This is a genomic window from Sporosarcina sp. FSL K6-2383 (assembly GCF_038618305.1).
Classification (GTDB): domain Bacteria; phylum Bacillota; class Bacilli; order Bacillales_A; family Planococcaceae; genus Sporosarcina.
In genome coordinates this window covers 3,461,661-3,487,326 of sequence record NZ_CP152017.1, presented here as the reverse complement: position 1 = coordinate 3,487,326, position 25,666 = coordinate 3,461,661, and the positions used below count along the sequence as shown (strand labels likewise).

Annotated in this window: 29 protein-coding genes; 20 read left to right on the top strand and 9 right to left on the bottom strand. The window is 38.7% G+C overall.

Translation table 11 applies throughout. The features are described from left to right. Nucleotides 1-25: 25 nt before the first annotated feature. Genes qoxA through qoxD form a run of 4 tightly spaced genes read left to right on the top strand, consistent with a single transcriptional unit; the run spans nucleotide 26 to nucleotide 3,792 of the window. On the top strand, nucleotides 26-910 hold the full coding sequence (qoxA, locus tag MKZ10_RS17675) for a cytochrome aa3 quinol oxidase subunit II (RefSeq protein ID WP_342506394.1): 885 nt from the start codon (nucleotides 26-28) through the stop codon (nucleotides 908-910). 57 nt (nucleotides 911-967) lie between these two features. Beyond that, a complete protein-coding gene (gene qoxB, locus MKZ10_RS17670; RefSeq protein ID WP_342506392.1) occupies nucleotides 968-2,926 on the top strand; it encodes a cytochrome aa3 quinol oxidase subunit I in 1,959 nt (652 codons plus the stop codon). Further along, on the top strand, nucleotides 2,913-3,509 hold the full coding sequence (gene qoxC, locus MKZ10_RS17665) for a cytochrome aa3 quinol oxidase subunit III (protein ID WP_342506391.1): 597 nt from the start codon (nucleotides 2,913-2,915) through the stop codon (nucleotides 3,507-3,509). The genes qoxB and qoxC overlap by 14 nt, the downstream gene beginning before the upstream one ends. 1 nt (nucleotide 3,510) lies before the next feature. Beyond that, nucleotides 3,511-3,792, top strand: a complete 282-nt coding sequence (gene qoxD / locus MKZ10_RS17660; protein WP_342506389.1) for a cytochrome aa3 quinol oxidase subunit IV — start codon at nucleotides 3,511-3,513, stop codon at nucleotides 3,790-3,792. A gap of 44 nt (nucleotides 3,793-3,836) precedes the next feature. Here the strand turns inward: qoxD and MKZ10_RS17655 are convergent, their stop codons facing one another. Further along, nucleotides 3,837-4,067, bottom strand: coding sequence for a hypothetical protein (locus MKZ10_RS17655; RefSeq protein ID WP_342506388.1), 231 nt, complete (start codon nucleotides 4,065-4,067; stop codon nucleotides 3,837-3,839). 246 nt (nucleotides 4,068-4,313) lie between these two features. On the opposite strand from MKZ10_RS17655, the gene MKZ10_RS17650 reads away from it, so the two are divergent. Next, nucleotides 4,314-4,982 carry an RluA family pseudouridine synthase gene (locus MKZ10_RS17650; RefSeq protein WP_342506386.1) on the top strand — a complete coding sequence of 223 codons (669 nt, stop codon included), beginning with the start codon at nucleotides 4,314-4,316 and terminating at the stop codon, nucleotides 4,980-4,982. A gap of 115 nt (nucleotides 4,983-5,097) precedes the next feature. Here the strand turns inward: MKZ10_RS17650 and MKZ10_RS17645 are convergent, their stop codons facing one another. Both MKZ10_RS17645 and MKZ10_RS17640 read right to left on the bottom strand, forming a co-directional pair. Next, entirely contained in the window at nucleotides 5,098-5,295 is a 198-nt protein-coding gene (locus tag MKZ10_RS17645; protein WP_342506385.1) for a hypothetical protein, read from the bottom strand. Nucleotides 5,296-5,330: 35 nt separating this feature from the next. Next, nucleotides 5,331-5,453 (bottom strand): hypothetical protein, encoded by a 123-nt coding sequence (locus MKZ10_RS17640; protein ID WP_342506383.1) that lies wholly within the window; start codon nucleotides 5,451-5,453, stop codon nucleotides 5,331-5,333. Nucleotides 5,454-6,143: 690 nt separating this feature from the next. Between MKZ10_RS17640 and MKZ10_RS17635 the strand changes: the two genes are divergently transcribed. Then, nucleotides 6,144-7,862 carry a methyl-accepting chemotaxis protein gene (locus tag MKZ10_RS17635; protein ID WP_342506381.1) on the top strand — a complete coding sequence of 573 codons (1,719 nt, stop codon included), beginning with the start codon at nucleotides 6,144-6,146 and terminating at the stop codon, nucleotides 7,860-7,862. Between the two features lie 163 nt (nucleotides 7,863-8,025). Here the strand turns inward: MKZ10_RS17635 and MKZ10_RS17630 are convergent, their stop codons facing one another. The 5 genes from MKZ10_RS17630 to MKZ10_RS17610 form a co-directional block, all read right to left on the bottom strand. Continuing rightward, nucleotides 8,026-9,105 (bottom strand): MupG family TIM beta-alpha barrel fold protein, encoded by a 1,080-nt coding sequence (locus MKZ10_RS17630; RefSeq protein WP_342506380.1) that lies wholly within the window; start codon nucleotides 9,103-9,105, stop codon nucleotides 8,026-8,028. Between the two features lie 11 nt (nucleotides 9,106-9,116). Beyond that, nucleotides 9,117-9,338, bottom strand: coding sequence for a hypothetical protein (locus tag MKZ10_RS17625; protein ID WP_342506379.1), 222 nt, complete (start codon nucleotides 9,336-9,338; stop codon nucleotides 9,117-9,119). A gap of 154 nt (nucleotides 9,339-9,492) precedes the next feature. After that, entirely contained in the window at nucleotides 9,493-9,813 is a 321-nt protein-coding gene (locus MKZ10_RS17620; protein WP_342506377.1) for a PTS lactose/cellobiose transporter subunit IIA, read from the bottom strand. A gap of 52 nt (nucleotides 9,814-9,865) precedes the next feature. Further along, a complete protein-coding gene (locus MKZ10_RS17615; RefSeq protein ID WP_342506376.1) occupies nucleotides 9,866-11,146 on the bottom strand; it encodes a PTS sugar transporter subunit IIC in 1,281 nt (426 codons plus the stop codon). 155 nt (nucleotides 11,147-11,301) lie between these two features. Then, nucleotides 11,302-11,604: a PTS sugar transporter subunit IIB gene (locus MKZ10_RS17610; protein WP_342506375.1), complete on the bottom strand. Its 303-nt coding sequence runs from the start codon at nucleotides 11,602-11,604 to the stop codon at nucleotides 11,302-11,304. A gap of 533 nt (nucleotides 11,605-12,137) precedes the next feature. On the opposite strand from MKZ10_RS17610, the gene MKZ10_RS17605 reads away from it, so the two are divergent. The 12 genes from MKZ10_RS17605 to MKZ10_RS17550 all read left to right on the top strand — a co-directional run bounded on the left by MKZ10_RS17605 (nucleotide 12,138) and on the right by MKZ10_RS17550 (nucleotide 21,542). Next, nucleotides 12,138-12,371 carry a DUF2249 domain-containing protein gene (locus MKZ10_RS17605; RefSeq protein WP_203248585.1) on the top strand — a complete coding sequence of 78 codons (234 nt, stop codon included), beginning with the start codon at nucleotides 12,138-12,140 and terminating at the stop codon, nucleotides 12,369-12,371. A 21-nt stretch (nucleotides 12,372-12,392) separates the two neighbouring features. Further along, complete coding sequence (locus MKZ10_RS17600) at nucleotides 12,393-12,719, top strand: hypothetical protein (RefSeq protein ID WP_203248586.1); 327 nt, start codon at nucleotides 12,393-12,395, stop codon at nucleotides 12,717-12,719. Between the two features lie 30 nt (nucleotides 12,720-12,749). After that, on the top strand, nucleotides 12,750-13,301 hold the full coding sequence (locus MKZ10_RS17595; RefSeq protein WP_342506372.1) for a DUF2249 domain-containing protein: 552 nt from the start codon (nucleotides 12,750-12,752) through the stop codon (nucleotides 13,299-13,301). A 13-nt stretch (nucleotides 13,302-13,314) separates the two neighbouring features. Next, entirely contained in the window at nucleotides 13,315-14,547 is a 1,233-nt protein-coding gene (locus MKZ10_RS17590; RefSeq protein ID WP_342506371.1) for a hypothetical protein, read from the top strand. Between the two features lie 14 nt (nucleotides 14,548-14,561). Then, a complete protein-coding gene (locus tag MKZ10_RS17585) occupies nucleotides 14,562-14,870 on the top strand; it encodes a metal-sulfur cluster assembly factor (protein WP_342506369.1) in 309 nt (102 codons plus the stop codon). A gap of 19 nt (nucleotides 14,871-14,889) precedes the next feature. Continuing rightward, nucleotides 14,890-15,504 (top strand): transglutaminase family protein, encoded by a 615-nt coding sequence (locus MKZ10_RS17580; RefSeq protein WP_342506367.1) that lies wholly within the window; start codon nucleotides 14,890-14,892, stop codon nucleotides 15,502-15,504. A gap of 27 nt (nucleotides 15,505-15,531) precedes the next feature. Further along, a complete protein-coding gene (locus MKZ10_RS17575) occupies nucleotides 15,532-16,443 on the top strand; it encodes a peptidase U32 family protein (RefSeq protein WP_342506366.1) in 912 nt (303 codons plus the stop codon). Between the two features lie 14 nt (nucleotides 16,444-16,457). Further along, nucleotides 16,458-17,705 carry a U32 family peptidase gene (locus MKZ10_RS17570; RefSeq protein ID WP_342506364.1) on the top strand — a complete coding sequence of 416 codons (1,248 nt, stop codon included), beginning with the start codon at nucleotides 16,458-16,460 and terminating at the stop codon, nucleotides 17,703-17,705. A 398-nt stretch (nucleotides 17,706-18,103) separates the two neighbouring features. Next, nucleotides 18,104-18,454 carry a hypothetical protein gene (locus MKZ10_RS17565; RefSeq protein ID WP_342506362.1) on the top strand — a complete coding sequence of 117 codons (351 nt, stop codon included), beginning with the start codon at nucleotides 18,104-18,106 and terminating at the stop codon, nucleotides 18,452-18,454. A gap of 128 nt (nucleotides 18,455-18,582) precedes the next feature. Continuing rightward, entirely contained in the window at nucleotides 18,583-19,014 is a 432-nt protein-coding gene (locus MKZ10_RS17560) for a DUF4181 domain-containing protein (RefSeq protein ID WP_342506360.1), read from the top strand. A 615-nt stretch (nucleotides 19,015-19,629) separates the two neighbouring features. Then, nucleotides 19,630-20,391 (top strand): class I SAM-dependent methyltransferase, encoded by a 762-nt coding sequence (locus MKZ10_RS17555; RefSeq protein ID WP_342506358.1) that lies wholly within the window; start codon nucleotides 19,630-19,632, stop codon nucleotides 20,389-20,391. 134 nt (nucleotides 20,392-20,525) lie between these two features. Next, nucleotides 20,526-21,542, top strand: coding sequence for a DUF2268 domain-containing putative Zn-dependent protease (locus MKZ10_RS17550; RefSeq protein WP_342506356.1), 1,017 nt, complete (start codon nucleotides 20,526-20,528; stop codon nucleotides 21,540-21,542). A 1,081-nt stretch (nucleotides 21,543-22,623) separates the two neighbouring features. Here MKZ10_RS17550 and MKZ10_RS17545 read toward each other — a convergent pair. Beyond that, nucleotides 22,624-22,752, bottom strand: a complete 129-nt coding sequence (locus MKZ10_RS17545) for a hypothetical protein (protein ID WP_342506354.1) — start codon at nucleotides 22,750-22,752, stop codon at nucleotides 22,624-22,626. A 294-nt stretch (nucleotides 22,753-23,046) separates the two neighbouring features. Here MKZ10_RS17545 and MKZ10_RS17540 point away from each other — a divergent pair, with 294 nt between their 5' ends. Together MKZ10_RS17540 and MKZ10_RS17535 are read left to right on the top strand one after the other, a co-directional pair. Continuing rightward, a complete protein-coding gene (locus MKZ10_RS17540) occupies nucleotides 23,047-23,895 on the top strand; it encodes a glycerophosphodiester phosphodiesterase family protein (protein WP_342506352.1) in 849 nt (282 codons plus the stop codon). Nucleotides 23,896-24,422: 527 nt separating this feature from the next. After that, entirely contained in the window at nucleotides 24,423-25,646 is a 1,224-nt protein-coding gene (locus MKZ10_RS17535; protein WP_342506350.1) for an ATP-grasp domain-containing protein, read from the top strand. The last annotated feature ends 20 nt before the right edge of the window (nucleotides 25,647-25,666 follow it).

The window sequence follows — 25,666 nt, the reverse complement described above, 5'->3', positions numbered from 1 at the left end:
GAGAACAAAAGAAAGGGGTATTTCCATGAGAATGAAATGGGCTTTTTTAAGTTTGGTGATTGGCCTTCTTGCTGTGTTAGCTGGTTGTGAACCAGTCATGGTATTGGATCCAAAAGGGCCGCAAGCCGAAACAATTGCTGATGTTATTTGGATATCAATTGCGACGATGGCGTTCGTAGTCGTAGTTGTTTTCGGTATGCTGCTCTACATGTTAATAAAATATCGCGCTTCGAAACAAAGCGCAGATTATGAACCCCCACATATCGAGGGAAATCCAATTGTTGAAGCGATTATTGTTGGGATTCCAGTTCTAATCATTATTTTCTTGTCAATCGTGACAGTCAAATCAGTCTATGAAGTTGAGGCGACTCCAAAAGGCTATGAGGACCAAAAGCCATTGATTGTCTATGCATCTTCTTCAGATTGGAAATGGCATTTTAGTTATCCAGAGGAAAATATCGAAACGGTGAACTATTTGTATATCCCGACAGATCGGGCGTTGGAATTTAGATTGTACTCCTACGGACCCATTTCAGCATTTTGGATTCCACAACTTGGAGGACAAAAATATGCGATGTCGGACATGATTACGACATTACATTTAGCTGCCGACACTCCAGGTGAATATATGGGACGAAACTCTAACTTCACTGGAAAAGGCTTCGCTGAAAATATATTCGATGTAGAAGCCATGCCGCCAGCGGAATTCGACAAATGGGTAGAGGATGTCAAAGCAAATGCTGAAACCCTGACGGAAGAGAAGTTTGAGGAGTTACTATTACCAGGACATCTTGGGCGTTCCACTTACAATGGCACTCACTTGGAATTCTCACCTGCCCCAGAAGGACATCATGGTGGGCATGAAGAGGAAGAAGATTCTGCTCATGAATCAAGCCACGTGCATGAATAACGACTGATAAGCTGTAAAAATTCAAGTTTTCATTTTTACGAAAGGAGTTCTAAAAGTATGAATTACTTTGATAGATTTGCCATACCTCATCCGAGCCCGGCGATTTACGCAGCTATGGTGGCCATCGGTCTTACTGTAATTGCGATTCTTCTTGGCTTAACCTATTTTAAAAAATGGGGTTACTTATGGCGGGAGTGGTTGACGACAGTTGACCATAAAAAGATTGGGATTATGTATCTAATCGCCGCTCTGCTTATGCTATTCCGAGGTGGCGTAGACGCACTTATGATGCGAGCACAAACGGCTGTACCTGAGAACATATTGCTAGATGCCCAGCATTATAATGAGGTTTTTACAACGCACGGGGTTGTTATGATTATCTTTATGGCAATGCCATTTATCTATGCGCTGATGAACTTCGTTGTACCTTTGCAAATTGGAGCGCGCGATGTAGCGTTTCCTCGCTTGAACGCACTTAGCTTCTGGCTGTTCTTTATGGGGGCGATGTTATTTAATATCTCATTCGTCGTCGGTGGTTCACCAGACGCTGGTTGGACATCGTATTTCCCACTTGCAGGGAATGATTTTAGCCAATCTGTCGGAACCAACTATTATTTGCTATCTATTCAGATAGCCGGTATTGGTACGCTAATCTCTGGAATTAACTTCATGGCGACAATTTTTAAAATGAGAGCACCTGGTATGAAGTTGATGAAGATGCCGATGTTCACATGGACTGCTTTAATTACAAATGCCATTGTTGTTTTCGCATTCCCAGTTCTGACGGTTACGCTGTTATTGGGGACGATGGATCGGCTATTTGGTACTCATATCTTCTCGATGACTAATGGCGGGATGGATATGCTGTGGGCCAACCTGTTCTGGGTATGGGGACATCCAGAGGTCTATATCCTTGTACTACCAGCTTTTGGTATTTACAGTGAGATTATTTCGACCTTCTCACGTCGTAACCTATATGGTTATAAATCAATGGTCATTTCCATTGTGATTATTTCATTCTTCTCGTTCCTAGTTTGGACGCATCATTTCTTTACGATGGGGCAAGGACCACTGACGAATAGTATTTTCTCAATCACGACAATGGCGATTGCGATTCCGACCGGGATCAAGATCTTTAATTGGTTACTAACGATGCGCAAAGGGAAAATTGAATTTACGGTCCCAATGCTTTATTCGGTAGGGTTCATACCGATTTTTACAATTGGTGGAGTGACCGGAGTTATGCTTGGTATGGCCAGTGCCGACTATCAATATCATAATACGATGTTCTTAGTTGCGCATTTCCATTACACGATTATTCCAGGTGTTGTCTTTGCAATGTTGGCAGGTCTGACATATTGGTGGCCAAAAATGTTTGGTTTCATGTTGAGTGAGAAAATTGGGAAATGGGCATTCTGGTTTATCGCGGTTGGCTTTAACGTCACGTTCTTCCCAATGTTCTTTACTGGATTGGATGGGCAAGCGCGCCGGATGTATACGTATTCGGAAGCGACTGGCTATGGAGCATTGAATCTGCTGTCCTTTGCTGGAGCAATTGTCCTAGCAATTGGTTTTGCGATACTCGTTTACAATATCTATCACAGTACACGCTATGCTTCGCGCAATATCAGTTCAGATCCGTGGAATGCACGTACGCTTGAATGGGCAACACATAGCCCGGTTCCATCGTATAACTTCGCGAGAACACCACATGTCAACTCAATTGAAGCATTCTGGGACCATAAGAAAAAGAACCAACCGTTATTTACAGGGGAAATTGACAAGATTCATATGCCAAATAATAGCGGTATGCCGTTTATCATTAGCTGTATTTTCTTTGTTTGGGGCTTCTCATTCATCTTTAGTATGTGGATCCCAGCTATCATTACGACTATTGCGATTTTCGCATGCTTAGCACATCGTTCATTTGAAAAGGATGATGGCTACTATATTTCAGTTAAAGAGGTCGAAGAAACAGAAAAAGATAGCGAGGTGTTAACAGATGAAAATAGATAATTCACTTCCGCTTGAATATAAAACAGAACAAAATAAGTTGAATATTTTAGGATTCTGGATTTTCCTTGGCGCTGAAGTGATGCTGTTTGCAACTCTTTTCGCAACATATTTCACGCTAGAGCACCGTACTGCCAATGGGCCAACCGGGGTAGAGATTTTTGAAATTACACCGGTTCTCATTGAGACGATTTTGCTATTGACCAGTAGCTTTATAATTGGGCTTGGGGTACATGCAATGCGTCTTGGACGAAAGAAAGCTATGATGATATTCTTTGGAATCACATTGTTACTCGGTCTGGCATTCCTCGGTGTGGAAATCTATGAGTTTACGCATTATGTCCATGTGGGGGCAGGATTGCAAGTGAGTGCCTTCACAGGGATTCTGTTGACGACACTTGGAACACACGGAGCACACGTTGCGCTAGGTTTGTTCTGGGGATTATTCATCATCTTACAAGTGAAAAAGCATGGTTTGACGCCTAAAACGGCTAATAAAGCCTTCATCTTTTCATTGTACTGGCATTTCTTAGATGTCGTCTGGATCTTTATTTTCAGCTTCATCTATTTGAAAGGAATGATGTAACATGAGTGAATTATTCCCGCGTAAACAGGTAATGGGCTTTGTGTTTTCAATGGTGTTAACGGCAGCTGCACTGACGGTCTATTTTTTAGATGTGTCATTTGCGGTAGGGATGACGATTCTGTTAGTCACCGCATTCGTGCAAGCAGCAGTTCAACTCATGGTGTTCATGCATGCCGGTGAGACAGAGGATAAGCATGCGATCTATCTAAACATCTATTATGGAGTTGCGATAGCTCTTGTCACCATCTTCGGTACACTACTAATTATGGTTTGGGATATGTAAGTAATTCAATAAAAAAAGGAGTGCCATTGGCGCTCCTTTTTTTATTAAATAATACGTATTCCTTTATCCGTTTTATCTTGCATTTCTTCCGTTGCGACAAAGAATACCCCCATGAGAAAAATGAAGATAGCCCCCATAATTGTACCGATTCCGATACCTGTAATTGCGCTATAATCGCTAATAAAAAAGCCGTATAAAAAAATAGAAATTCCGATGGCAAGTATCGTTCCCCCAGTAAACCTAACGATGTTTAGCATAGTCGATTTAGATTCCATTTCATTCACTCCCTCGTACTGCTATTATCAGCAATGTTCACAAAGTTGTCAAATTATATTTTGAAACTAGACCTCACTTAACTTTTAAATTTGACATTTTATTGGGTGCGAAAATGGTTATCTTCAGGTATAACTACAACGGCTCTATCAAATATTGGCTTACCAGCATGGAGTTCAGTATAATACAATTTAACTAGTTGGGTGACAATTCTCTCCTAGTCTATTACCTGCGAAAAAGGAGTCATTATGAAAATACCAATTATATTTGAAGATAATCATTTGTTGCTAGTTGAAAAACCTGTCAACATACCAGTGCAAGAGGATACGAGCGGTGATGCAGACTTATTGACGTTATTAAAAGAAGATATAAAAGTTCGATATGAAAAGCCAGGTAATGTTTATTTGGGACTTGTGCATCGATTGGATCGACCTGTCGGTGGGGTGATGGTGTTTGCCAAAACGTCGAAGGCTGCTTCTAGATTATCGGATATTTTACGGAAAAGAGAGTTGGAACGAACATACTTAGCTGTTGTAAGAGGAGTACCACAGAAGAAAAAGGCGGTTTTGGAGCATTATCTTTTTAAAGATACAAAGAAAAATAAAGTGTCTACCGTCCGAGCTAATCATGCGAATGCTAAAAAAGCAGTACTTGAATACGAAGTCATTAGCAGCACAGAACAATTAAGTCTTCTGTCTATTCGCCTCCATACCGGTCGCTCCCACCAAATCCGCGTTCAGCTCTCTGCAACTGGATTCCCCCTCTATGGGGATCAAAAATATGGACAACAAGTGAATCGCCCTGGACAGCAAATCGCTTTATGGGCGCATGAGCTAGAGTTTGTCCACCCAACAACAAAGGAAATCATCGAGGTACAATCACAACCGCCAAACGAATATCCGTGGAATTTATGGTGATTTCACTGCGGGTTTAAATTCTGCTTTTATAGGGGATTTATTGAATATGAACGATTAAAAAAGATCTCTATCGCATGTGTACTCACACGCGATAGAGATCTTTTTTTGAAATTCATTATGTTAATTTGTCTATACCAATTTTGAAGGTCAGCTTGTATTTGCGTGTGTAAAATAATACAAGACTTTTTTCGAAAAAAGGTTTTTGGCTTTTCTTTATCCTAGATAAGAAGTGATGTCCTAATTCATTTTGTCTTGCCTCTTGTTGTAAATCAACTATCCGTTGTTTTAGATAATCATGATTAATGTTATACATTATTGTTCTCCTTAAGGAGAAGTCCAATTCTATTGTTAAGGTGTGGCTAGCACCATTTCTGTTAGCCAAGTTTCACCTAAATTGTGTATTGGCGACTCCGATTTATTTTTCTCTACTAATTTACTAACCCGTTTACCGTTCATTTTTGCAATCATCATATTGTTTTCCTCCTTCAATTTTTTGTTTTTTCAATTCAACTCATAGAATCACTTTTGCCAATTGGGGATTTCCGTTCCCCGATTGGCGCTATCCACTTTCGAGAGATTCCTTTTTTAATAACTTTCTTTGCTGTTTCATGTTCATCATCACCAGCACTCCTTTTCTTATTATTTTTTACTATATGCAACACGCAATGCGTGAAAACACCAGATCTTTATCAATTATGCCTCGGCATGATTGCGTTCGGAGACGTTTATCTAAATTCAGACTTGGCTGAATTTAGATAAAAGCACACAAAAAAGCACACGCTTCTTTACATAAGCGTGTGCTCATAGGAAAAGAACGGCAGAACATGCCGTTCCGTATTAATTATTTACAGAAAAATAATTAGCGGTTTGGCACGGGATTACTATGCAATTACTTTTTGAAATTTTAAATGTAGTCATCTTCCGCACCTCCATTTCTAATTTGAGTATCTAACTACTATAGGATAACATTTCCTATTTCTGAATGTCAACACTTTTCTAAAAATGGTTTATTTTTTAATCAATAGACGTGCTTTATGTCGGGTGTATTTACCTTCTAACTTGATCAGCTTCAGATGATTGTGATTTTTATCACAATTGAGTTATTTAAGTAATAGTAAAATTGAGGTATTCATTTTAGGGGAATCTATTAGGGGGGATTACTTGAAAGGCCTACGCTTTAAAATTTTACTATTAGTACTATCTATGGTTTTTTTATGTACGCTACTGATGTCGATATTTGGTTATTTCGTTAATTATAAATCTGTTGAGAATGAGGTAGGAATGGAACTCATTGGCTGTGCAAATGTTGCAACGCTAATTGTGGATTGGCAAGATGTTGAAGCGATCAAGAACAATCCACAAGATGATAAAACTTTAAAAAAACTTGAAGACGGAATAACTGCATTCATCAATAAAAAAACATGGTTTAAAGACGCTTTTATCTTATCGGTGGATGATGGAAAGGCAACTTTGCTAGCAGTAGATGAACGATTAAAGAATCAAGGTTATCAAGCAGGCGATGGCTACCATTATGACGAAGCAATCGATAGGGCAATTGAGGCAACAACTACTATGGGACACCAAATGCCGATGTACTCAAAGGTTTACACATTCGAAAATAGTAAACGGATATCAGGATATTCACCAATCCTGAATGATAAAAATGAAATTATAGGTTTTTTAGGAGTAGATTATCATGGTGAAGTCGTAGCTGACCGTACTTGGCCGAGAGTGTGGATTATTGTGAAGGTAGGTGCTGCTGTATTTATACTCGCTACTATCATTTCACTCTTTGTTGCAAATAGAATTGTTCGCCCATTAGTGCAATTGAGAAATCAGGCAGAAGCCTTTGCTAGCGGCGATTTAACATCGTCCATCGATACACATATGAGAGACGAGATAGGTCAACTTGCGTACAGTTTTGAAAAAATGCGTCAAAGTTTATTGACTATTTTATTACAAGTAAAGGACTCATCAAAACAATTAGCTGAGTCCTCCAAATTACTGGCAGCTACTTCGGAAGAACAGACACAGACAACAGATATGATTGCAAAATCATCTTTGGAGTTGGCGGCTGAGTCAGAGAGGCAAGTAGAAGAAACAGCAGTTATTTCAAAGGCAATTGGCAATCTTGAAACGGGCATGGAAAAAGTGAGAGACAATGCATTTGAAGCGAAAATACAATCGGAAAAATCGATTCAATTTGCAAGACAAGGGAAAAATGATATGACTGAGATGACAAAACAGATGGGTGCCACGAGTCAAGGTATTACAAATGCGATGGGGAAATTTGAACTGCTGACGGAGAAATCGAGAACGACAGTAGAAGTTATTTCAACAATCTTGAGGATTTCTAATCAAACTAATCTATTGGCACTAAATGCTAGTATTGAAGCAGCAAGAGCTGGCGAACATGGTAGAGGTTTTGAGATTGTGGCAACAGAGGTAAGGGACTTGGCAGATCAGTCGAAACAGGCAGCCGATAACATTAAAGTTATTTTAGAAGAAATCCAACAGTATATAAAAGAAGCGCATTTTGCCTTGCGCGACGGTGTTGAGCAGTTTGGTATTGGCAAAAATTTAGTGCAACAGTCTGGCCATTCATTTGAAACGATTTTTACAGCTATTGAGGAAATTTTCGATAAATCAATGTCTACTCAAACTGTTGTATTGAGTAGTACGCAATTAGTAGATCAGATTCACGCCAGTATTAAAAAAGTGACGAACGGAATAGGGTATGTTGCGACAGCGTCTGAAGAATTATCCTCCGCAAGCGAGGAACAGGCAGCGATGATCTATCAGGAATCACAATCTGTGAAAAACTTATCGACACTTGCAGAACAGCTACAATCAACAGTTCAACAGTTTCAAATGGACTAGACTCTTTAGTAATCGGTGTGTAGTGCTACGACAATGGGATGGAGTCATTGCTAGGCAGTATTTCTTTCCTCTAACATAAGAATCGTTAATGACTATCTATCATCCGTTTCCTAAAAATGGCGGTGTCAGACCTGAAGAAAACGAAGGTCGACACCGCCATTGATTATTTTTCGATCAATTTGAACTTCTGCCAAGGGTGAACATGGTCTAGTAGAAATTGCTCGTCCTTGTCAATGGTCGCAACAATATTAGTGTTTCCTGAATTGTCCATGTCTTTGCGCGCGATATGGAGTTCACCTTTGTAGCGTTCATAACCATTGTTATCAATCGTGATGCTACCACGTGTGATTGGTTCTATATCATGAGCCGGGAAATCCTCTTGATGATAATCAACCCGACTTTGCGTTGAACGAATCACAAAAGCCGAGACATCTCCACGGTTGAAGTGATTGCTTGAAAGGATAATTTCCTTCTCAACTGCAGTTGTCTGTTCTTTCAACTCGACTGTTATCTCTAATAAGTAGCGATTGAGCAAGGATAGACTTTTCAATTCTTCATCGGAAGCAAACATATTGCCAATAATCAAATCATCAATGAGATCTGTTTGGAAAAGGTCTTTCGCTTGAACTTCAATGGCTAGACCACGATGTTCCTCAAGAGTAGGGAGACCTTCTTGTACAGGCCATGGTCCAAATGCCGCATCTTTTGAAGAAATCATGGCTGCTGTGCGTATACCATTTTCTTTATATTGTGCAGAGCATTTGAGGAAATGTTCTCTTGATAGTCCCGTATAACATCGTGGATAAAAATTATGGCAGCCGATGATCTGCTGTTTGTTAGGTTGATAGGAAAGAATTTGTTCCAGATATTTTGTTCCTTGGCTCATGTTTAATTCGATGGACAAGCCGTGTTCATTGAAGGACATGACACTTTCTTCTAATCCCGAAAAGCCTAAGTCAAGTCGTAACCCTGATAAGCCAAGTTCTTTAAAATAAGACAAATCTTTATAAGAAAGATTTTTATCTTCAAAAACGGTTGGGCTGACGTCAGCAATTACTTCAAAGCCAAGGTCATTTGCTTTTTTTAATAGCTGCTGTAGCTGTTGGACATCCTTATCATCACTAGCAGACATGAGACATGTAAAGACGCGTGAAAAGCCATAAGCACTAGCCTTTTCCATATAGTCAACGAACTCTTTTTCTGTAGCATGTTGTGGATAAATTGAAATGCCAAGATTTCTCATGTACACCACTCCTATTTAGTAAATTGCGGTAGGTATTTTTGGTTGGTTTCAAGTAAATCAAGTAGCAATAGCTTGGCCACTTTACTGGAAGGAACAAACGGATTAGTCGTTAAGGCAAGCATAGCTTTTACTGTATTGCCCGTAACGGCAGCTTCAATTGTTGATTGTTCAAAAGCTTTTACTTGTTGGATCAAGCCATTCATTTCTGCTGCTTCTTTATCTTCAATTAGCATTTCATCCATCATGTAATAATAGCAATGATGAGGACATGGTAATGCTTGTAGTGACTGTAAAAACTCTTTTTCCCAAGATGCATTATTTTAGAGAAAAGTGGAAAGGGAGAAATTATTGAATAAACTAAAATCCCCCAACTGCACTTAAACTAGTTTAGCTTATGGAATAGTGATTCACCTTCTCGTATAATGCTATAAACTCACCGGCAAGATCTTTAAATGTAATGGCATTCATCAGATGATCTTGTGCATGAATGAGTAGTAACGAAGTTTCCACCTTTTCGCCACGAATTTCAGATTGGATTAAAAAGGTTTGCACCTTATGTGCATTGCTAAGTTCATCATTTGCTTGTTCAAGTAGTCTATTTGCTTGCTCAATATCATTTTCTTTTGCAACTTGGATAGCCTCAAAAGCTGTACTTTTTGCATTGCCGCTATGGAGAATAATCTGCATGACTTGTTCTTCCATGTTCATCACTACTTCCTATTCAAGAGTATGGTTCATCATCTAGTTGAAATATATTCATTTACGCGACGTCTCTTTTTTGTGCTGCTAATTCCCCTTCAAGTTTCTTCAATTCTATTCGCTCTGCAATTTTAATAAATGGTAGATATATCAGGACTGAAATTACTAAGTTCACTGCAGCCAAAACAGCTCCCTGCCACGATCCAGTGGCTAAGAATCCGCCAATAACCGGTGGTGTCGTCCAGGGGATAAAGGCTATCGTTTTTGGAACAACCCCCGTTGCAATCATGATATAACTAAAAATTACTAGGATAACAGGCGTTAAAATAAATGGAATAATTAACAAAGGATTTAAAACCAACGGGAAACCAAATATAATAGGTTCATTAATATTGAATAAACTTGGTGCTGATCCCAGTCCGGAGACATTTCGATAATGCTTATGACGCCGCCCTGCTATGAACACCGCAATAATCAAACCAAGTGTAGCTCCCGTACCACCTAGATACATGAAAGCATCAAAGAATGATTTTGTAACAATATAAGGAATTTCTTCGCCTGCTGCAAATGCTGCTACATTCGCTTCAATAGAAGGTAAGTAAATCGCTTGCATAAGCGGTTCTAAAATATTTCCGCCATGAAGTCCGAAAAACCAAAGGATGTGGATGATTAATGCAACAAAAACGGCTGAACCTAGTGTGTTTGCCAATTTTGAAACAGGTGCTTGTAGTGCGTCGAAGAATGCTTGGTGAATATCAGGCATTCCGCCAACGAGCGTGAATACTTTAATGAGCCCGAATATACTTATTGTAATCATTGCAGGGAACAAAGCGGCAAACGATTTTGCAACTGCTGGTGGAACACTGGCAGGCATTTTCACGATCAAGCGTTTGTTACCGAGTAGTCTCGTGAAAATTTCAGTAGAAACAAGTGCAACAATCAGTGCGATAAATAGACCTTGTGCACCGGCCCAACCTAAAGGAATTCCTCCGTCTGTAGGAGACAATTGCGTAATTGTTATTAAAGAAGCGAGTGAGACCACACCGGATGACAGACCGTCTTTGTCATACGAGCGAGCAAGCTGATAGGCAACGGTGAAGGCAATTAGTAACGCTACAATGGCAAATGTACCATTCCAAACTGATCCACCGAATTGTTTCCATTCATCACCGCCAAAAATCATTTCCATGAAGTTTTGGTAAGCGTCAATTGGCAAGTTGTTGAAAAGTATAACCATTGAACCTAAAATCATTAATGGCATGATGGAGACAAAGCCGTCACGAACAGCGACCAGATGCCGTTGTGCCCCTATGCGGCCAGCAATTTCAATAAATTTATTCATACCTAGTTATCCCCCTTGTTTTTTAAAAAATGAATTAGGAAAACGGAATGCTTGATAGAATACTGCGATAATAAATGATAGAGATCAATAAATCGGTTAACTCACCGAATTCCCCCAATCTGATCTCTAAACCCCACTAAGATGAGGCGTTTCCATTACAGTAATGCAAGTGCTTTTGTTAGGACGGAATCACCGTTCAGCGTGCCGTAGTCAATACTATCGATGACTTCAACTGGAATGTTTTTTCCTTCAAGAGCTTTTTCGATTTTCTTTTTTAAGAATCGTACTTGTGGTCCTAACAGTAGAACATCAATTTCTTCGAAGTGTCTTTTGGCTTCCGACTCTGAAACAGCAAAGATTTTAATATCTTGATTTCTTGCATTTGCAGCGGATTCCATCTTTTTGACTAGTAAACTAGTCGACATTCCAGCTGAACAGACAAGCATGATCGTTGTCAATTTGTATTCCTCCTCCCTTTTTTATGTGGTTATTAATTCTATGAAAAAAACATAGAATTATGTTTTTCGTGTACACCTATATTATTTGCAAGAAGCATGCCACCTATTTCTTCGAAAACATTGGAATAGGGCCTCTTTTTCATGACACACTTCATTTTTCAACGATATTCATACTTAAATGCGATTATTTTTGACGAATATTTGATAGATATGCATGAGCTTGCTTTGCACAAAGATAATATCGCATCATACACAGCTTCATTTACATAGGCTATTTGAACGTATGTTTAGTCGAGTGATGCAGAATTCATAAATGATACTAAACAAAAACCTTGTAAAAAATAATCTTGAATTTGTGATATACATCACAGAATAATTGCGTGAATAACTTTATACTTACTCTATAAGCTGAACTAAAGAATACCTTTAATCCCGCTTAGGCTACCCCTTTAAGGCGCCTGCACACGGAACAACATGTATTCAATTGTTCAATTTATATATTACAATAATTAAAATTCTAGGAGGAATAGTTGATGAGTGAATATACAGCAATAGTAAAGGTTCCAGAATATCCGCCGCATCTTAAGCATAAAACCATTTTTGAAACATTTAATAAGTTAAATCCATCTGAGACAATGTTGATTGTCAATGACCATGATCCGATTCCTTTGCGTTTTCAGTTCGATTCGATGCATGAAGGGAAATACACATGGGAATATATTGAACAAGGTCCTGATACATTCCAGGTGAAAATTGAAAAACTATAACATGTCTGGAGTTGATTGGCGATGGCAAAAGTTAACGTTATCGATGACAAGACACTGAAAATTGAACTGTCCTTAGAGGATGCTGTTTCAATGGTGCAGCAAGCTGCTGGTGAAGTAGATAAGTTTGCGAGTGAAATCATTACGATTTTCGAAAAAATGCCGACTTTCAACTTTACGCATTATTGTTTTTATGCGTTCGAGGATACAGCAAAATTATTCGAAAACGTACTAGGCATCGACCCTAAGCAGTACAAAACATTCTCTTTGGATGCGCCCGATGCATTCTTCTACTCACTGTATGGTGGAATGGCAAGTTTATATGATGAAGCAAAAAAATCTGTATCTTAAGTGACTACTATTTGTAGGAGATGATTCATTGTGAATCAGCAAACGACGAAAATTGTAGAATTAGATGTGCGTCCTCACTTGAACAAAAAGCTGGAGCCTTTCCAGCTAATTATGGATACGGTGATGGAGATAGAGGCGGGAGATATTTTCGTACTCCACGCAACGTTCAAACCGACGCCATTATTAGGTGTGTTGAAGATGAAGGGCTTTGTGAATAAGGTTGAACGCAAAGAAAAAGACCATTGGGTTGTTTCTTTTGTCAATAAAAAATACAAACATCTATTGGATATAGAGGACTCTTCAACAGAGGACGAGCTGGTTTCTACAGCTCAGTTCTCTAGTGAGGAGACGGTTGCTCGAGAACCCAAAACGATTACACTCGATAATCGTGGACTAGAGCCTCCACAACCAATGATGCGTACATTAGCTGCTTTGGACCGCAGTCATCCGGGGGATCAAGTGAAGATTCACAATGATCGAGTGCCCGTTTTTTTGATTGAGGAATTGAATCGCCTTGGCTGTCCTTTTAGTGTAGATGAGCAGTCAGATGGTTCGGCAAAAGTAACTATCCATAAGGTGTAAGGGGGAGAGGACTATGTTTCGTCTCCCATTTTTCTTTATCATTACGGGGATAATTGGTTTCTTTTTGTTTCATGGTGTCTCCATCCTAACGCTGTTCGATTGGCTTCAACATGATTTACGAGGGCCAAGTGGTTGGTTTTATACACATTTATTTGTTCTTGGATGGGCTACGATGTTGGCGATGGGAGCCGTATATCAGCTGATTAATGTTATTTTACAGTCTACTATTTACAGTCAAAGGCTTGGCTATGCACACTATGTATTTTTCACAATTGGTCTTTCTGGCTTATTGTATGGTTTTGTATCGTTTAAGACGATATACATTGCTGGATTTGCAACACTCGCTTTTATAGGAATATTTCTTTTTGCAATTAATATCGGAGTTACCTTATGGAGAGCCCGCAAATGGGATGCCATTACGATTAGTGCGGCTTGTGCAGTTTTGTATTTAGTGCTAACAGGGCTTATCGGTATGTGGATGGGCGTTAATTTTTATACTGGAAATCGAACTGCCCTGCATGAGAGCCTATTGAAGGCGCATATTTGGCTTGGGACGCTCGGTTGGTTTGGTATGCTCATTACCGGTTTCAGCTATAAAATGCTACCGATGTTTTATTTGGCTCACCATTATCCGACTCGCTTGCAATGGGCAACTTTGATTACTTGGAACACTGCTATCGTATTTGGGGCGGTGTCTTTCTTGCTAGGCGGAGGTTTTTGGACAACATGGTTCGCGCTTCTTTTTGTGACGCTTGCTCTCGTTTTCTATAATATCCACTTACTTCAAATCAAAAAACATCGAGTGAAGCCAAATCCAGGTCACGGCATTCGATGGTCGGTTTATGCTGCGCAATTTCTTTTACTTTTTATAGGTGCATTGCTTATTTACACAGTTGTATTTCCAAACCAACTTTTGCACCCGAAAATGGTGCTTTTAGTAGGATGGGTTTATCTAGGTGGCTGGGTATCGTTTACAATCCTTTGTTATGTGTCGAAAATTATCCCGTTTTTATGGTGGACACACAAGTTTGGCAAGCTAGCAGGGAGACCGGGAACTCCATTAATGGCTGATTTATTGGATGATAAGAAAGTGCGTATGGGTGTTATTACTATCGCATTCTGTTTGTTCGTGTTATTCGCGGCTATTTTGATAGATAGCACGACGCTTACAGTCGTCGGTGGACTGGCTTTCTCGATTTCTTCCGTACTGTATATGATCTTAATTGGTCGTGTATTTAGTCGGTAAAAAACAAAGAAGGAATGAGCGAAATGGAAATGATTGAACGTATTCGTGAATTACTCAAGCTCGTTTACGACCCAGAGCTTGGGATTAGTATCATTGATTTAGGCCTCGTCTATGATATTCAATACGAGGCTAACAAAGTGTATGTCAAAATGACGTTAACGACACCTGGATGTCCGATGCACGACATGATTACAGGTGGTGTTGACTTTATATTGAAGGATCGTCTTGACATTTCCGATGTAGAGGTCGATGTTGTGTGGGAGCCGAAGTGGTCGCCGGATATGATTTCGGATGAAGGGAAAGAAACATTGAATTACTTTTAGTCCATGAGGAGTTGCGCATATGCAGATAGAACTTGAACAGGGGAATGTCCAACAGTATTTAGTAGAATCTGCTGTGATTGATTTTCGGCATCCGATCGTACAAAAGAAAATTGAGAAAATCAAAGCACAGGGGCACACACAATTTGAGCGGGCAGAAATCGCTTTTTGTTTTGTGAGGGATAGCATTCAACATTCGTTTGATAAAGAAAGTACTATTGTGACGATTACTGCATCAGACGCCTTATTGCATCAAGAAGGAATCTGCTTTGCAAAGGCCCATTTATTAGCGACACTTTTACGTGGGATGGATATTCCGACGGGATTTTGTTATCAGCGTGTGACGAAAAAGGGAACAGTGGAGTCCGGCTATGCGTTACATGGTCTAAATGCACTCTATTTGGAGGAAGTTGGACACTGGTTCCGTGTCGATCCACGTGGGAATAAAGCAGGCATACACTCTGAATTTAGTGTTCGTCCTGAAAAGCTGGCGTATCTGATTCGAACAAAGCTAGACGAAGTGGATTATCCGACTGTTTATAGCGAGCCGTTAGAGGAAGTGCTACTTGCAATGCAAAAGGCTACGAATTGCCAAGAACTATTTCAGAAACGACCTGACCGTATTTTATCGAAATGAATGATGTCAAGAAGGAAGTGTGAGTCAATGATTGAGCTTATTGCAACAGCTGAATCAGTAGAGCAAGGGAAGTCGTTAATCCGCATTGGTGTGGATACGTTGTACGTAGGAGAAGACGAATTCGGTTTACGTTTGCCGGGTTCTTTTTCGCGTGAGGAATTAAAGGAATTGACCTATTTTGCGCATCAACATCATAAGCGCATAGTTGTTGCTGTGAATGCTTTAATGCATAATGATCGGATTGAGAAAATTGTCCCGTATTTAACATTTTTGCAGTCTATTGGTGTGGACGCCATCACAGTTGGTGATCCGGGAGTTATTCATCTCATGAAAAAGCATGCCATAGAGCTTCCTTTCATCTATGATGCCCAAACGATGGTGACAAGTGCAAGGCAAGTGGATTTTTGGGCGAAGCGTGGGGCAATTGGTGCTGTACTGGCAAGGGAGCTACCTTTTGCAGAGCTACAAGCGATTCGGCAGCAAGTAACTGTACCGGTTGAAGTACTCGTTTATGGAGCGACCTGCATTCAACAATCAAAACGACCATTAGTAGAAAACTATTTCAATTTTACGAATCAGGATCATGTAAAGCAGCCTCTTTTTATTTCTGAACCTAAAAAAGAGGAAACGCATTACTCCATTTATGAAGATTGTAACGGCACACATATTTTCGCGACAGATGATGTGAATTTATTGCCACAGTTAGACAAACTGGTTGCTGCAGGTTTAACACAGTGGAAACTGGATGGTATTTTTACAAAAGGGCAATCGTTTGTGGACATTGCCAGTTTGTTTATAGAGGCGAGACAGTCATTTATAGAGCAACGTTGGACGGTGGATATACAGGAGCAGTTAAATAGTCGATTACTTGCATTACATCCAGCGGAAAGATCAGTAGATGAAGGATTCTTTTTGAAGGATCCGAGCGATGTCAAATAAGGAGGCGGAAAATCGTGGGAGTTACGACGAAAAGAGTGATTACTAAAAAGCCAGAAGTGTTAGCACCAGCTGGTACGCTTGAAAAACTAAAAACCGCTATCCGTTATGGGGCAGATGCTGTCTATATTGGTGGTAATGCCTATGGTTTGAGAAGTCGAGCAGGTAATTTTACATACGACGAGATGCGAGAAGGTGTCGCATTTGCGAATGAAGCCAATGCGAAGGTGTATGTAGCCGCTAATATGGTGGCTCATGAAGGCGATGTGGAAGGGGCAGGCGAGTTTTTCCGGATGCTTCGTGATATTGGAATTCGAGCAGTTATTGTGTCCGACCCCGCTTTAATAGAAATCTGTGCGATGGAAGCGCCGGGTTTACCGATTCATTTATCAACTCAAGCTTCGGCGACGAATTATGAAACGTTGAATTTTTGGCAATCAGAAGGCTTGGAACGTGTGGTGTTGGCAAGGGAAGTCGAGATGGATGAAGTTCGAGAAATACGCCAAAAAACGAATGTCGAGATTGAGGCCTTCATCCACGGGGCGATGTGTATTTCCTATTCAGGTCGTTGTACGCTGTCGAATCATATGTCAGAGCGTGATGCCAATCGTGGAGGGTGTACACAATCCTGTCGCTGGAAATATGGCTTATTCGATATGGAACAACCGGGGGAACAGCAATCATTGCTCGGCGGAGAGACACTTGAGGAATTTTCAATGAGTGCGGTAGATATGTCCATGATTCGTCATATTCCTGACCTAGTTGAAAGTGGTATAGACAGTTTTAAAATCGAAGGTCGTATGAAATCGATTCACTACGTATCAACGGTTTCGAATGTTTATCGCCGAGCAATCGATGCCTATTGTGATGATCCGGATAACTATGAATTTAAGCAAGAGTGGGAAGACGAGTTATGGAAAGTCGCACAGCGAGAGTTGGCAACTGGTTTTTATTATGGGACGCCGACAGAGCATGAGCAATTATTCGGTAAGCCACGTAAAATTCAAGCATATAGTTTCATTGGACAGGTATTAGCTTATGATGAAGAGACGCAAATTGCGACGATTCAGCAGCGCAATCATTTTGGACTTGGAGATGCTGTTGAGTTTTACGGTCCCGGATTTACACATGCTTACCAAACGATAGATGTTTTATGGAATGAGCAAGATGAACCGATTGAACGTGCGCCAAGTGCGATGATGATTGTGAAAACAAAAGTAACCGTTCCTGTTAAACCATTTGATATGATTCGTAAGAAAAAGTGAATATAAAAAATCAAATACTAGGGCTCTGTGTACAGTTACTTGGGGAGCTTTGGATTGGATGACTTCTATATGATTACCGTGATGTGTTTTATATGCCTGGATGCGACTTCGCCGCATTCAGGCATATTTTTTCGGTAATCGTATGGTGGTCGTTCATCCGGTACTCTCCCGAAATACTGGTACACGGGGCGCTAATGCTTTTGGGGATGAGGGAACTGAAGCTTTTCTATCTAGATAAAAGCTGCAAAAGATACAATTTTGGCAGCTCTCTTTTCTTTATCAACTAAAGAGGCAGAATACTGATATAGAGGTAATTGGAATACACCGAATCTTTTCGTTTATTTGGTTCGTATAATAAGTATAAGTTAATTGTTCTAAGACTAGGGAGGCGGGAGATTATGAAGCATATTGTAATTCTTGCTAAAGTAATTGTTGGAATTAGACCAAATCCATTTGGGTGGGATGGAGGATGGACTATTTTCAAGAAACCGTTGTCTGAAAAATTGGAAGTCAGTATTAGAAAAAGACTTAGGCAGGAAGGTATGGATTACGATGTATCAGTTGATACAACGTATGATACTTGTGAGACCATAATTAATAATGGGGCTAGTTTGATTTTAATATCCCCCTATATAAAGCATATTGTAGAAGTAAATAATTTGAATCCCAGGAGTTACTATCTATTAAACGAAAATGAATACAACGATGCTTATGTTGAAGAAATTATAGCCAATATAAAAAATCTGTAGGTAATTTTTATGTGTGAATGATTTGACTTAGATGGCTGACGGGACAGGTTAGTTGAAGAAGGAGTTTGTTTTCTAGTGATGAAATAACTTTTACACATAAAAGAGCTTAAAAGGGGAGTGAACCATTTATGTATGGCATGGAACCATTTTTTTGGACGAAGTTATTTCTTGTGCTAGCCATTTTTGTACTGTTGTCATTTTGTTTTAATGTTGTTATGAGAAAATTACTCAAAGTTAAGAAAAGGAAGTTCTTTTCTTATAACCACCTAAATGATAAACATAAAACGATCGATTTGACGGTTAGGGTTGCTGCTGTTGTCATGATGTTGATTGGATTTTCCATTGCCATCAAAATTGACCCTATGGAAAGAATTTGGTTTTTAGAGCCATACTTTTTTGTCTTTATTTTTATTTTTGCATCTGAAACAGTTAGAGCTTTTATGGAATGGAAATATTCATCAAATAAAAATGATTACATTTTCACAATTGCCCAAATGTTGTTCCACGCTATATTCTTACTTTCAATGTTTACAACTAACTTTTGGGGCTTGTTTGGATAGTTATGTCTTTATATCACGTCTGTTGATTAGCCATCTACTAGCTCCATAGTTATTCAACGAATGGGTGCTTTACTTCAATAAGGAGTAAAGCCCTAATTGAAGTAGCAGTTTAGTTCAACAAAATATATTTTATGAGATTATAAAGAATAAGATTTATTGTGTTTTTATGGAGGTTCTAAATGAAAATTCTATTAAGGGTTCTTTTAAGTGTGATGGGTATAATTCTTGGTTATGCAATAATTGATTACTATTTCGATGGAGTATTCAAATATATACTATGGGGTATAACGGGGACAGTATTTTACCTATACAACGATAAGAAAAATCGTGAATATAAGAAAACTAAGGAAAATAATTATTAAAGGGGCAGGTTAGTGCAAACTGATGAATCCTTTGAAACTTTATTGAAATTATTACTAAGCATTTTATCAGGGATGTCCAATATATAAGTTTCAACTCCGATTGGCTCTTTAATTTCCCACCTTTGTTTGATAAATATACCTCGTGTTGTTCAATATGGCTTTCTTGACCACAAGCTGAAACAAATAATATCTCAACAAGTATTAAAAGCATTCTCATATTCATTACAACGCGAGGGTAGGAGGAGAGAGAAATATGAAAACAACCAATTATTCAAGAATAGCAGAAAAATACGATAATAATCAGTATAGAGTTGATGAATTAAGATTTGATTATGATTTAAAAAATCATATTGAGAAAAACGCGAAGACTGAATATAACGTATTAGATTTATCTTGTGGAACTGGTCTATATCTTGAAAAACAAATTAACTATTTTGACGGAATTAATATTAATTGGTATGGACTTGACTTGTCTGACCAAATGTTAAAGAAGGCTAATGAAAAAGTAAAAAATGTAGAGTTTACTAATGCAAATGTAGAGGGAATGTCGTATGATTCAGAGATTTTTGACTTTATTTCTAATAATTACGCGTTTCATCATTACAGCAACAAGCAACAGGCATTAAATGAGATATACCGTGTATTACAAATAGGTGGTGTCTATAAATTACATAATATAGTGATTCACGATATGCCTAAATGGTGGGTTTATCACTACTTTCCAACAGCATACTATGAAGATTTAAAAAGGTTTTGGGATAAAGAGGTTATTTTTAACGAGCTTTCAACAAGGGGGTTAGAAGTAAACTTAAAAGTCGAATATAGAATGGAAAATGTAAGGGTAAGTGACTATATAGATTATGCTGAAAACAGAGATATTTCTGTGCTAACTTTGATTAGCGATAAAGACTATGAAGAAGGGTTAGAAAGAATGAAATATGATGTGAAAAATAATCCTGATAAAACAATTGTAAATGATTTTGCAGAAATGTTTTGTACTGCTAAAAAAAAATAGAGGGTTTTCTAACCAACGAATTCACATCTCGAAGAAAAGGTTCGTTATTTCACTAACCAGGTGCTTTACTTGAAGATCAGAGCTGCTTAGACGGCTCTATTTTCTTGTTCTACAAAAGGGGTAGGAGGGATATAATGAGACGTTTGATAAACTTATCAATTTTACTGTTATTTGTTATTTTTATGTCTGGTTGTACAGATGTTAAAGAAGAAAACAAAGGAATACAGGAAGAGGAACATGAGAAAGTGGATGATGACAATACTCCTATTGAAACACCATACCATTTTTCGTATAAAGGGCAGGAGTTTAAAATTATATCATTTTTCGATGAAGTGTTGGAATACGCAAGAATAATTAGTGAGAATCCTGCACTTGATAGAAAAGCTATCTATACAGAGCATGTTTTAGAACCATTTAAAGATAAATCCTCTCTTCACTATTTACAATTAGGAGTAACGGAGAATGACCCTCTTAGACCAACTTCTCGAGTAGATCAACTGGAAAAAAATACGAATGAACTACTTGAAAACCAGGAACAAATCAATCAATGGATTGAAGAAGCAATATTGGAATCAGCTAAGCTATTATCATCGGGTGCAAATACATCAATTTATCTACTTCCAGTTAATCCTGAAAACTCGTTTACGACGTATATTATGGATGGAGTGGCTGGCTATGCTTATTTTGGTAATAACGTTTTAATTATGATTGATCCAACTGCTTCAAAAGAAGTTATTAAATATGCCGTGGCTCACGAATATCATCATACCGTCAATATGACCTTAAACGGCGAACAAAGTGTATATAGCGTATTAGATACAATAATTACAGAAGGGAAAGCAGATTCTTTTGCTACTATTCTCTATCCTGAAATAAATCCTCCGTGGATAGAACCTCTAACAGAGGATGTGGAAGCCCGGGTTTTAGAGGAATTAAGTATAAATGGTAATTCTATAGATTATAAAATTTACAATCATTTTGTTTATGGTAATCCAGCTAAAGATATTCCGCGATGGTCGAATTACAAAATAGGTTATCAAATCACTGAAAGCTTCATCGAAAACACCCCTGATAGTTCAATATTGGAATGGACAAAAACGGATGCAGAGGAAGTCGTTAAGGGTAGTAAATATAGTAATTTGCTCCCGTAGGAGTTGATATGTTGTTAGGTAACAAATATTATAGTTTAGGTGTAATTATAAAGTTTTAACTATAATTTTTTTCGCTTTAGCATCATGTAATTAACTCTACGAACGCTAATCCCGTATGGGTTTTCGCCTTTTTTGATGGAACTTGTATAATTAAGGAAAATGATCGTTTTATTCCTTTGTCGAACGAGGTGCTTTAGTTTAACAATAACAGGACTTGCGTTTATGATTGATTCTCATATATGCAAGTCCTTTTGTTATGCTTTCACATGTCCATAGACAGTTCAACAGCGATGATAGAGTCGTGTGAGTTACTTGCATATTTTGAAACAAGATACACCGTCGAGATCGTTCTCGACAATATCTTTTTTATTACTTTTAATACTCTTTGGTTATTGCTAGGGGCATTTTGCATTCTGTAGTGAGAGCAAATTGCGCCCACTCTTGTGTAGATTTTGCTCTCACTGATGGTGCATGCTGCACAGCCTGATATTGCATCTTTGGGCAGTAAATGCAGTACCATTTTATCTTGTCCATTTTCGAATAGCTATACGAGACGATTGAAATAAGATAGATACTTTCTTCTGTTTTGTGGGTGGATCTTTTGTAGGTGTCCACTGACCAAAGTGGGAATTCATCGTTTTTCCAAAACCACTTATGCCCATCCCGAACTTTAGTCGAGATGAGCAAGTTCACATGTAGTTGTTGTAGAAAAATGGTCGCATTTAACACAACTTCCATTACAAGCGATGGAAGCAGTAAAATCAGTACTTTTTGATTGATTTATTCACTCCACACAAATTCTCCTCTTCCCATAATGGCTCCTACAGTAGTCGAATGCCCCTTTTCAACTAAAGTAAGACGTTTTTGCCTCGATGAACGATGGCTTCACATTATATATAGAGTTTCTAGTCGAAAAAGGATACAAAGTTATAAAAAGGTGAGTATGACATCGGGGAAGTGGTGTGCTGGCAGCGTGTGTTCTTTTTCTGGGGCTTGCTAAAAATAAGAAAAGAAACACTCTCTAAAAAGTACAACAGTGCCCGAAATTGTATCTTCGGGCACTTATAGTCCCTATAGAAAGTCATCTATTCTCTACTTCCCAAACAATCGCAATTTTCACTTGAATATTGTAGGTACGCGACAGGCAACTATTCGCAACAAGATGACCGAAAAAGGTGTGGCTAGGAATGACGAAGTCATTTCTAGCCATACTTGCTCCCACGGTAATCGTGTCGTGAATATCTAACCGAAAGCGAACCGGAAATAGTCCAGTGAAAATGAAGAATTTTCATGCCTTTATTCATCTATATTTCATATGAATAAATAGTTGTTCAACAAGATATGTCTTGGTGTAGTACAAATCTCCTGTCCTGTTGTGAATAGTGGTTTTTTGGCATGTCGAAATAGAGAGAAATAAGGGTTTTCAGGACTTTATATTTATGTTAAGATATAATCATAGAATGATTAGAATAGTCTGAAATACATAGTGGTTGGGGTGTCGGTGATGAGAAAACTAGGGAAAAAGAAAGTGAGTTTGTTAGCTGGTTTGGTCAGTGCTTGTTTGCTTCTACTTGTTGGATTTAATGAGCATCCGCCTAAGCAGGTAGAAATGACAGGAATGATTAGTGTTGCACATCGAGGGGCTTCTAGTTACGCACCTGAAAATACACAGGCTGCTTTTCAAAAAGGACTGGAGCTTGGGGCTGATTTTCTGGAGAGTGATGTCCATCTTTCCAAAGATGGAGAACTAGTTATTTTACATGATGAAAAAGTAGATCGAACGACGAATGGTACAGGTTTTGTCAAAGATTATACACTCGCTGAATTGAAAGAACTGGATGCGGGAATGTCATTTGATGCCTCTTTTAGCGGAGAAAAGATTATTACGCTTGATGAATTACTTGATGAGTTCTATGGTGAAATAGGGCTGTTAATAGAGATTAAGAAGCCTAAATTATACCCAGGTATTGAGGAAAAAGTAGTCGAATTATTAAAGAAGTATGAAGATGTAAGCGGTGTCATTGTGCAATCCTTTGATATTGAATCGATGAAGAAAATACATAGCTTACTTCCAGAATTACAAATTGCTGTTTTGATGAAGCCTTCTACACTATTGCCTACCTCTAAAAGATTAGAAGATTTAACATCATTTGCAACTTATATTAACTTCGATGTGTCGTATATTAATAAGCGAATGGTAGATCGTATACACGCCTATGGTGGAAAAGTGCTAGTGTGGTCGAAGAGAGATCAGCAGTTGATTTCGAAAGGATTTCAATATGGGGTAGATGGTATTATTACAGACTTTTCACAATGGCCAGTTGAAGAACCTACTTTTTTAGCTAGGCAATAATCAATTACGTCTCGGCGTAATTGCGTCCAGATTTTGAATCGAGCTTGAGGCGTACAGGATGTAGGTCATGCAGTCGTTGTGACAGGAGGTCGCGAACTTAGACTGCCATCCCTTGACTCCCCTCAAAATCTGTGACATCCTCCGGAGGATTATCTTCGTTCAGCTGGAGTTTGAACACTCGTTGAACAGGGGAAAGCAAACTACAATGATCTCGTCCCCTATAGAGGTGGAAGTTTCTTGCTGGATGAAGATTGATAATCAATCGAAAAGAAGTATTCCATGTGATAGGTGGAATACTTCTTTTTGGTGGTTCCTCACCTATGTGAAAAAATCATTGATAGTTAATTGATTGAAATCCGGGGCGTGATTTAATCATGGTATAATTGACAGTCACCCTTCATTCACGTAAATTTAAGGGTGGTAGAGTTGACTTGAACCTTCATTCAAAAGGATTTGAGCTCTGAATATTTTGTTTTTAGCAACGGACATTCACATAAAATAGATATTTCTAGTATGAGGAGGAAAAGATGATGGGAAAAGCAGAATTTTTGCCGGTTATCCTTGGATCTGATGATAATGCATATGGTATGGCGAGGGCCTTTCATGAACAATATGGCATCAAGAGTATTGTTGTTACAAAAGGGCATATTTTACCGACGATGCATAGTAAGATTATAGAAAAGAAAATTTATGAGAACTTAGATGAACCTGAAATATTTGTCCAAAGTATGTTGGACCTTCATAAAGAATTAAAAGATCGTGCGGACAAGCTACTTGTTGTGGCGAGTAATGAGAATTATGCAGAACTTGCGATTCGCAGTCGAGCAGCGCTCGAACCCTTTTATGTTCTACCATTTATAAGTGAAGAGCTGATGGATCAGGTTGTCTATAAAGAGCGCTTCTATGAAATGTGTGAAGAGCATGGACTCGATTACCCAGATACAGTTATTTTTAATAAAGGAATGGACCCTGAGATGGATCTACCATTCGACTTTCCGGTCGTTGTGAAACCATCAGATAGCATGACGTATTTCAATGCGCAGTTCGAAGGGAAAAAGAAGGCGTATGTGCTACATGATAAGGCGGCATTTACGGAAGCCATCCGCAATATTTATTCATCAAGCTATACGGACTCGCTTATTATTCAAGATTATATCCCAGGGAACGATACGGTCATGCGTGTATTGAATGCCTATGTTGACCAACATGGCAAAGTGCGTATGATGTGTCTTGGACGAGTTGTCCTCGAAGACTATACGCCGATTTTGATTGGGAATTATGTCGGTATTATTGGTGAAGAGAATGCAGAAATCTATGCACAATATAAAAAGTTCCTCGAAGCGATCAACTTCCGCGGCTATGCCAACATCGATTTGAAGTATGACAGACGCGATGGTAAATATAAAATTTTTGAATTGAATATTAGACAAGGTAGAAGTAGTTATTTTGTAACGACGAATGGCTATAATATGGCCAAATACCTCGTTGAGGATCGGGTCAATAATAGTGATTTATCGATTGAGTACGGCTCGAATAGCCGGCTATGGCATGGGGTGCCTAAGGATCTTCTTATTAACTATACGATGGATGAAGAACTGAAATCCCAAGTCATTGATCGGTTTGCTAAAGGGGAGGCCGCACGCACGCTGTATTACCCTGCGGATCTCAGTTTCATTCGTAAATTTAAATTGAATTCATTTTACAAAGATTACTACAAACGTTTTGAGAAGTATTTCAAATTAAAGGACTAAACATAGTACGGCATACAGTT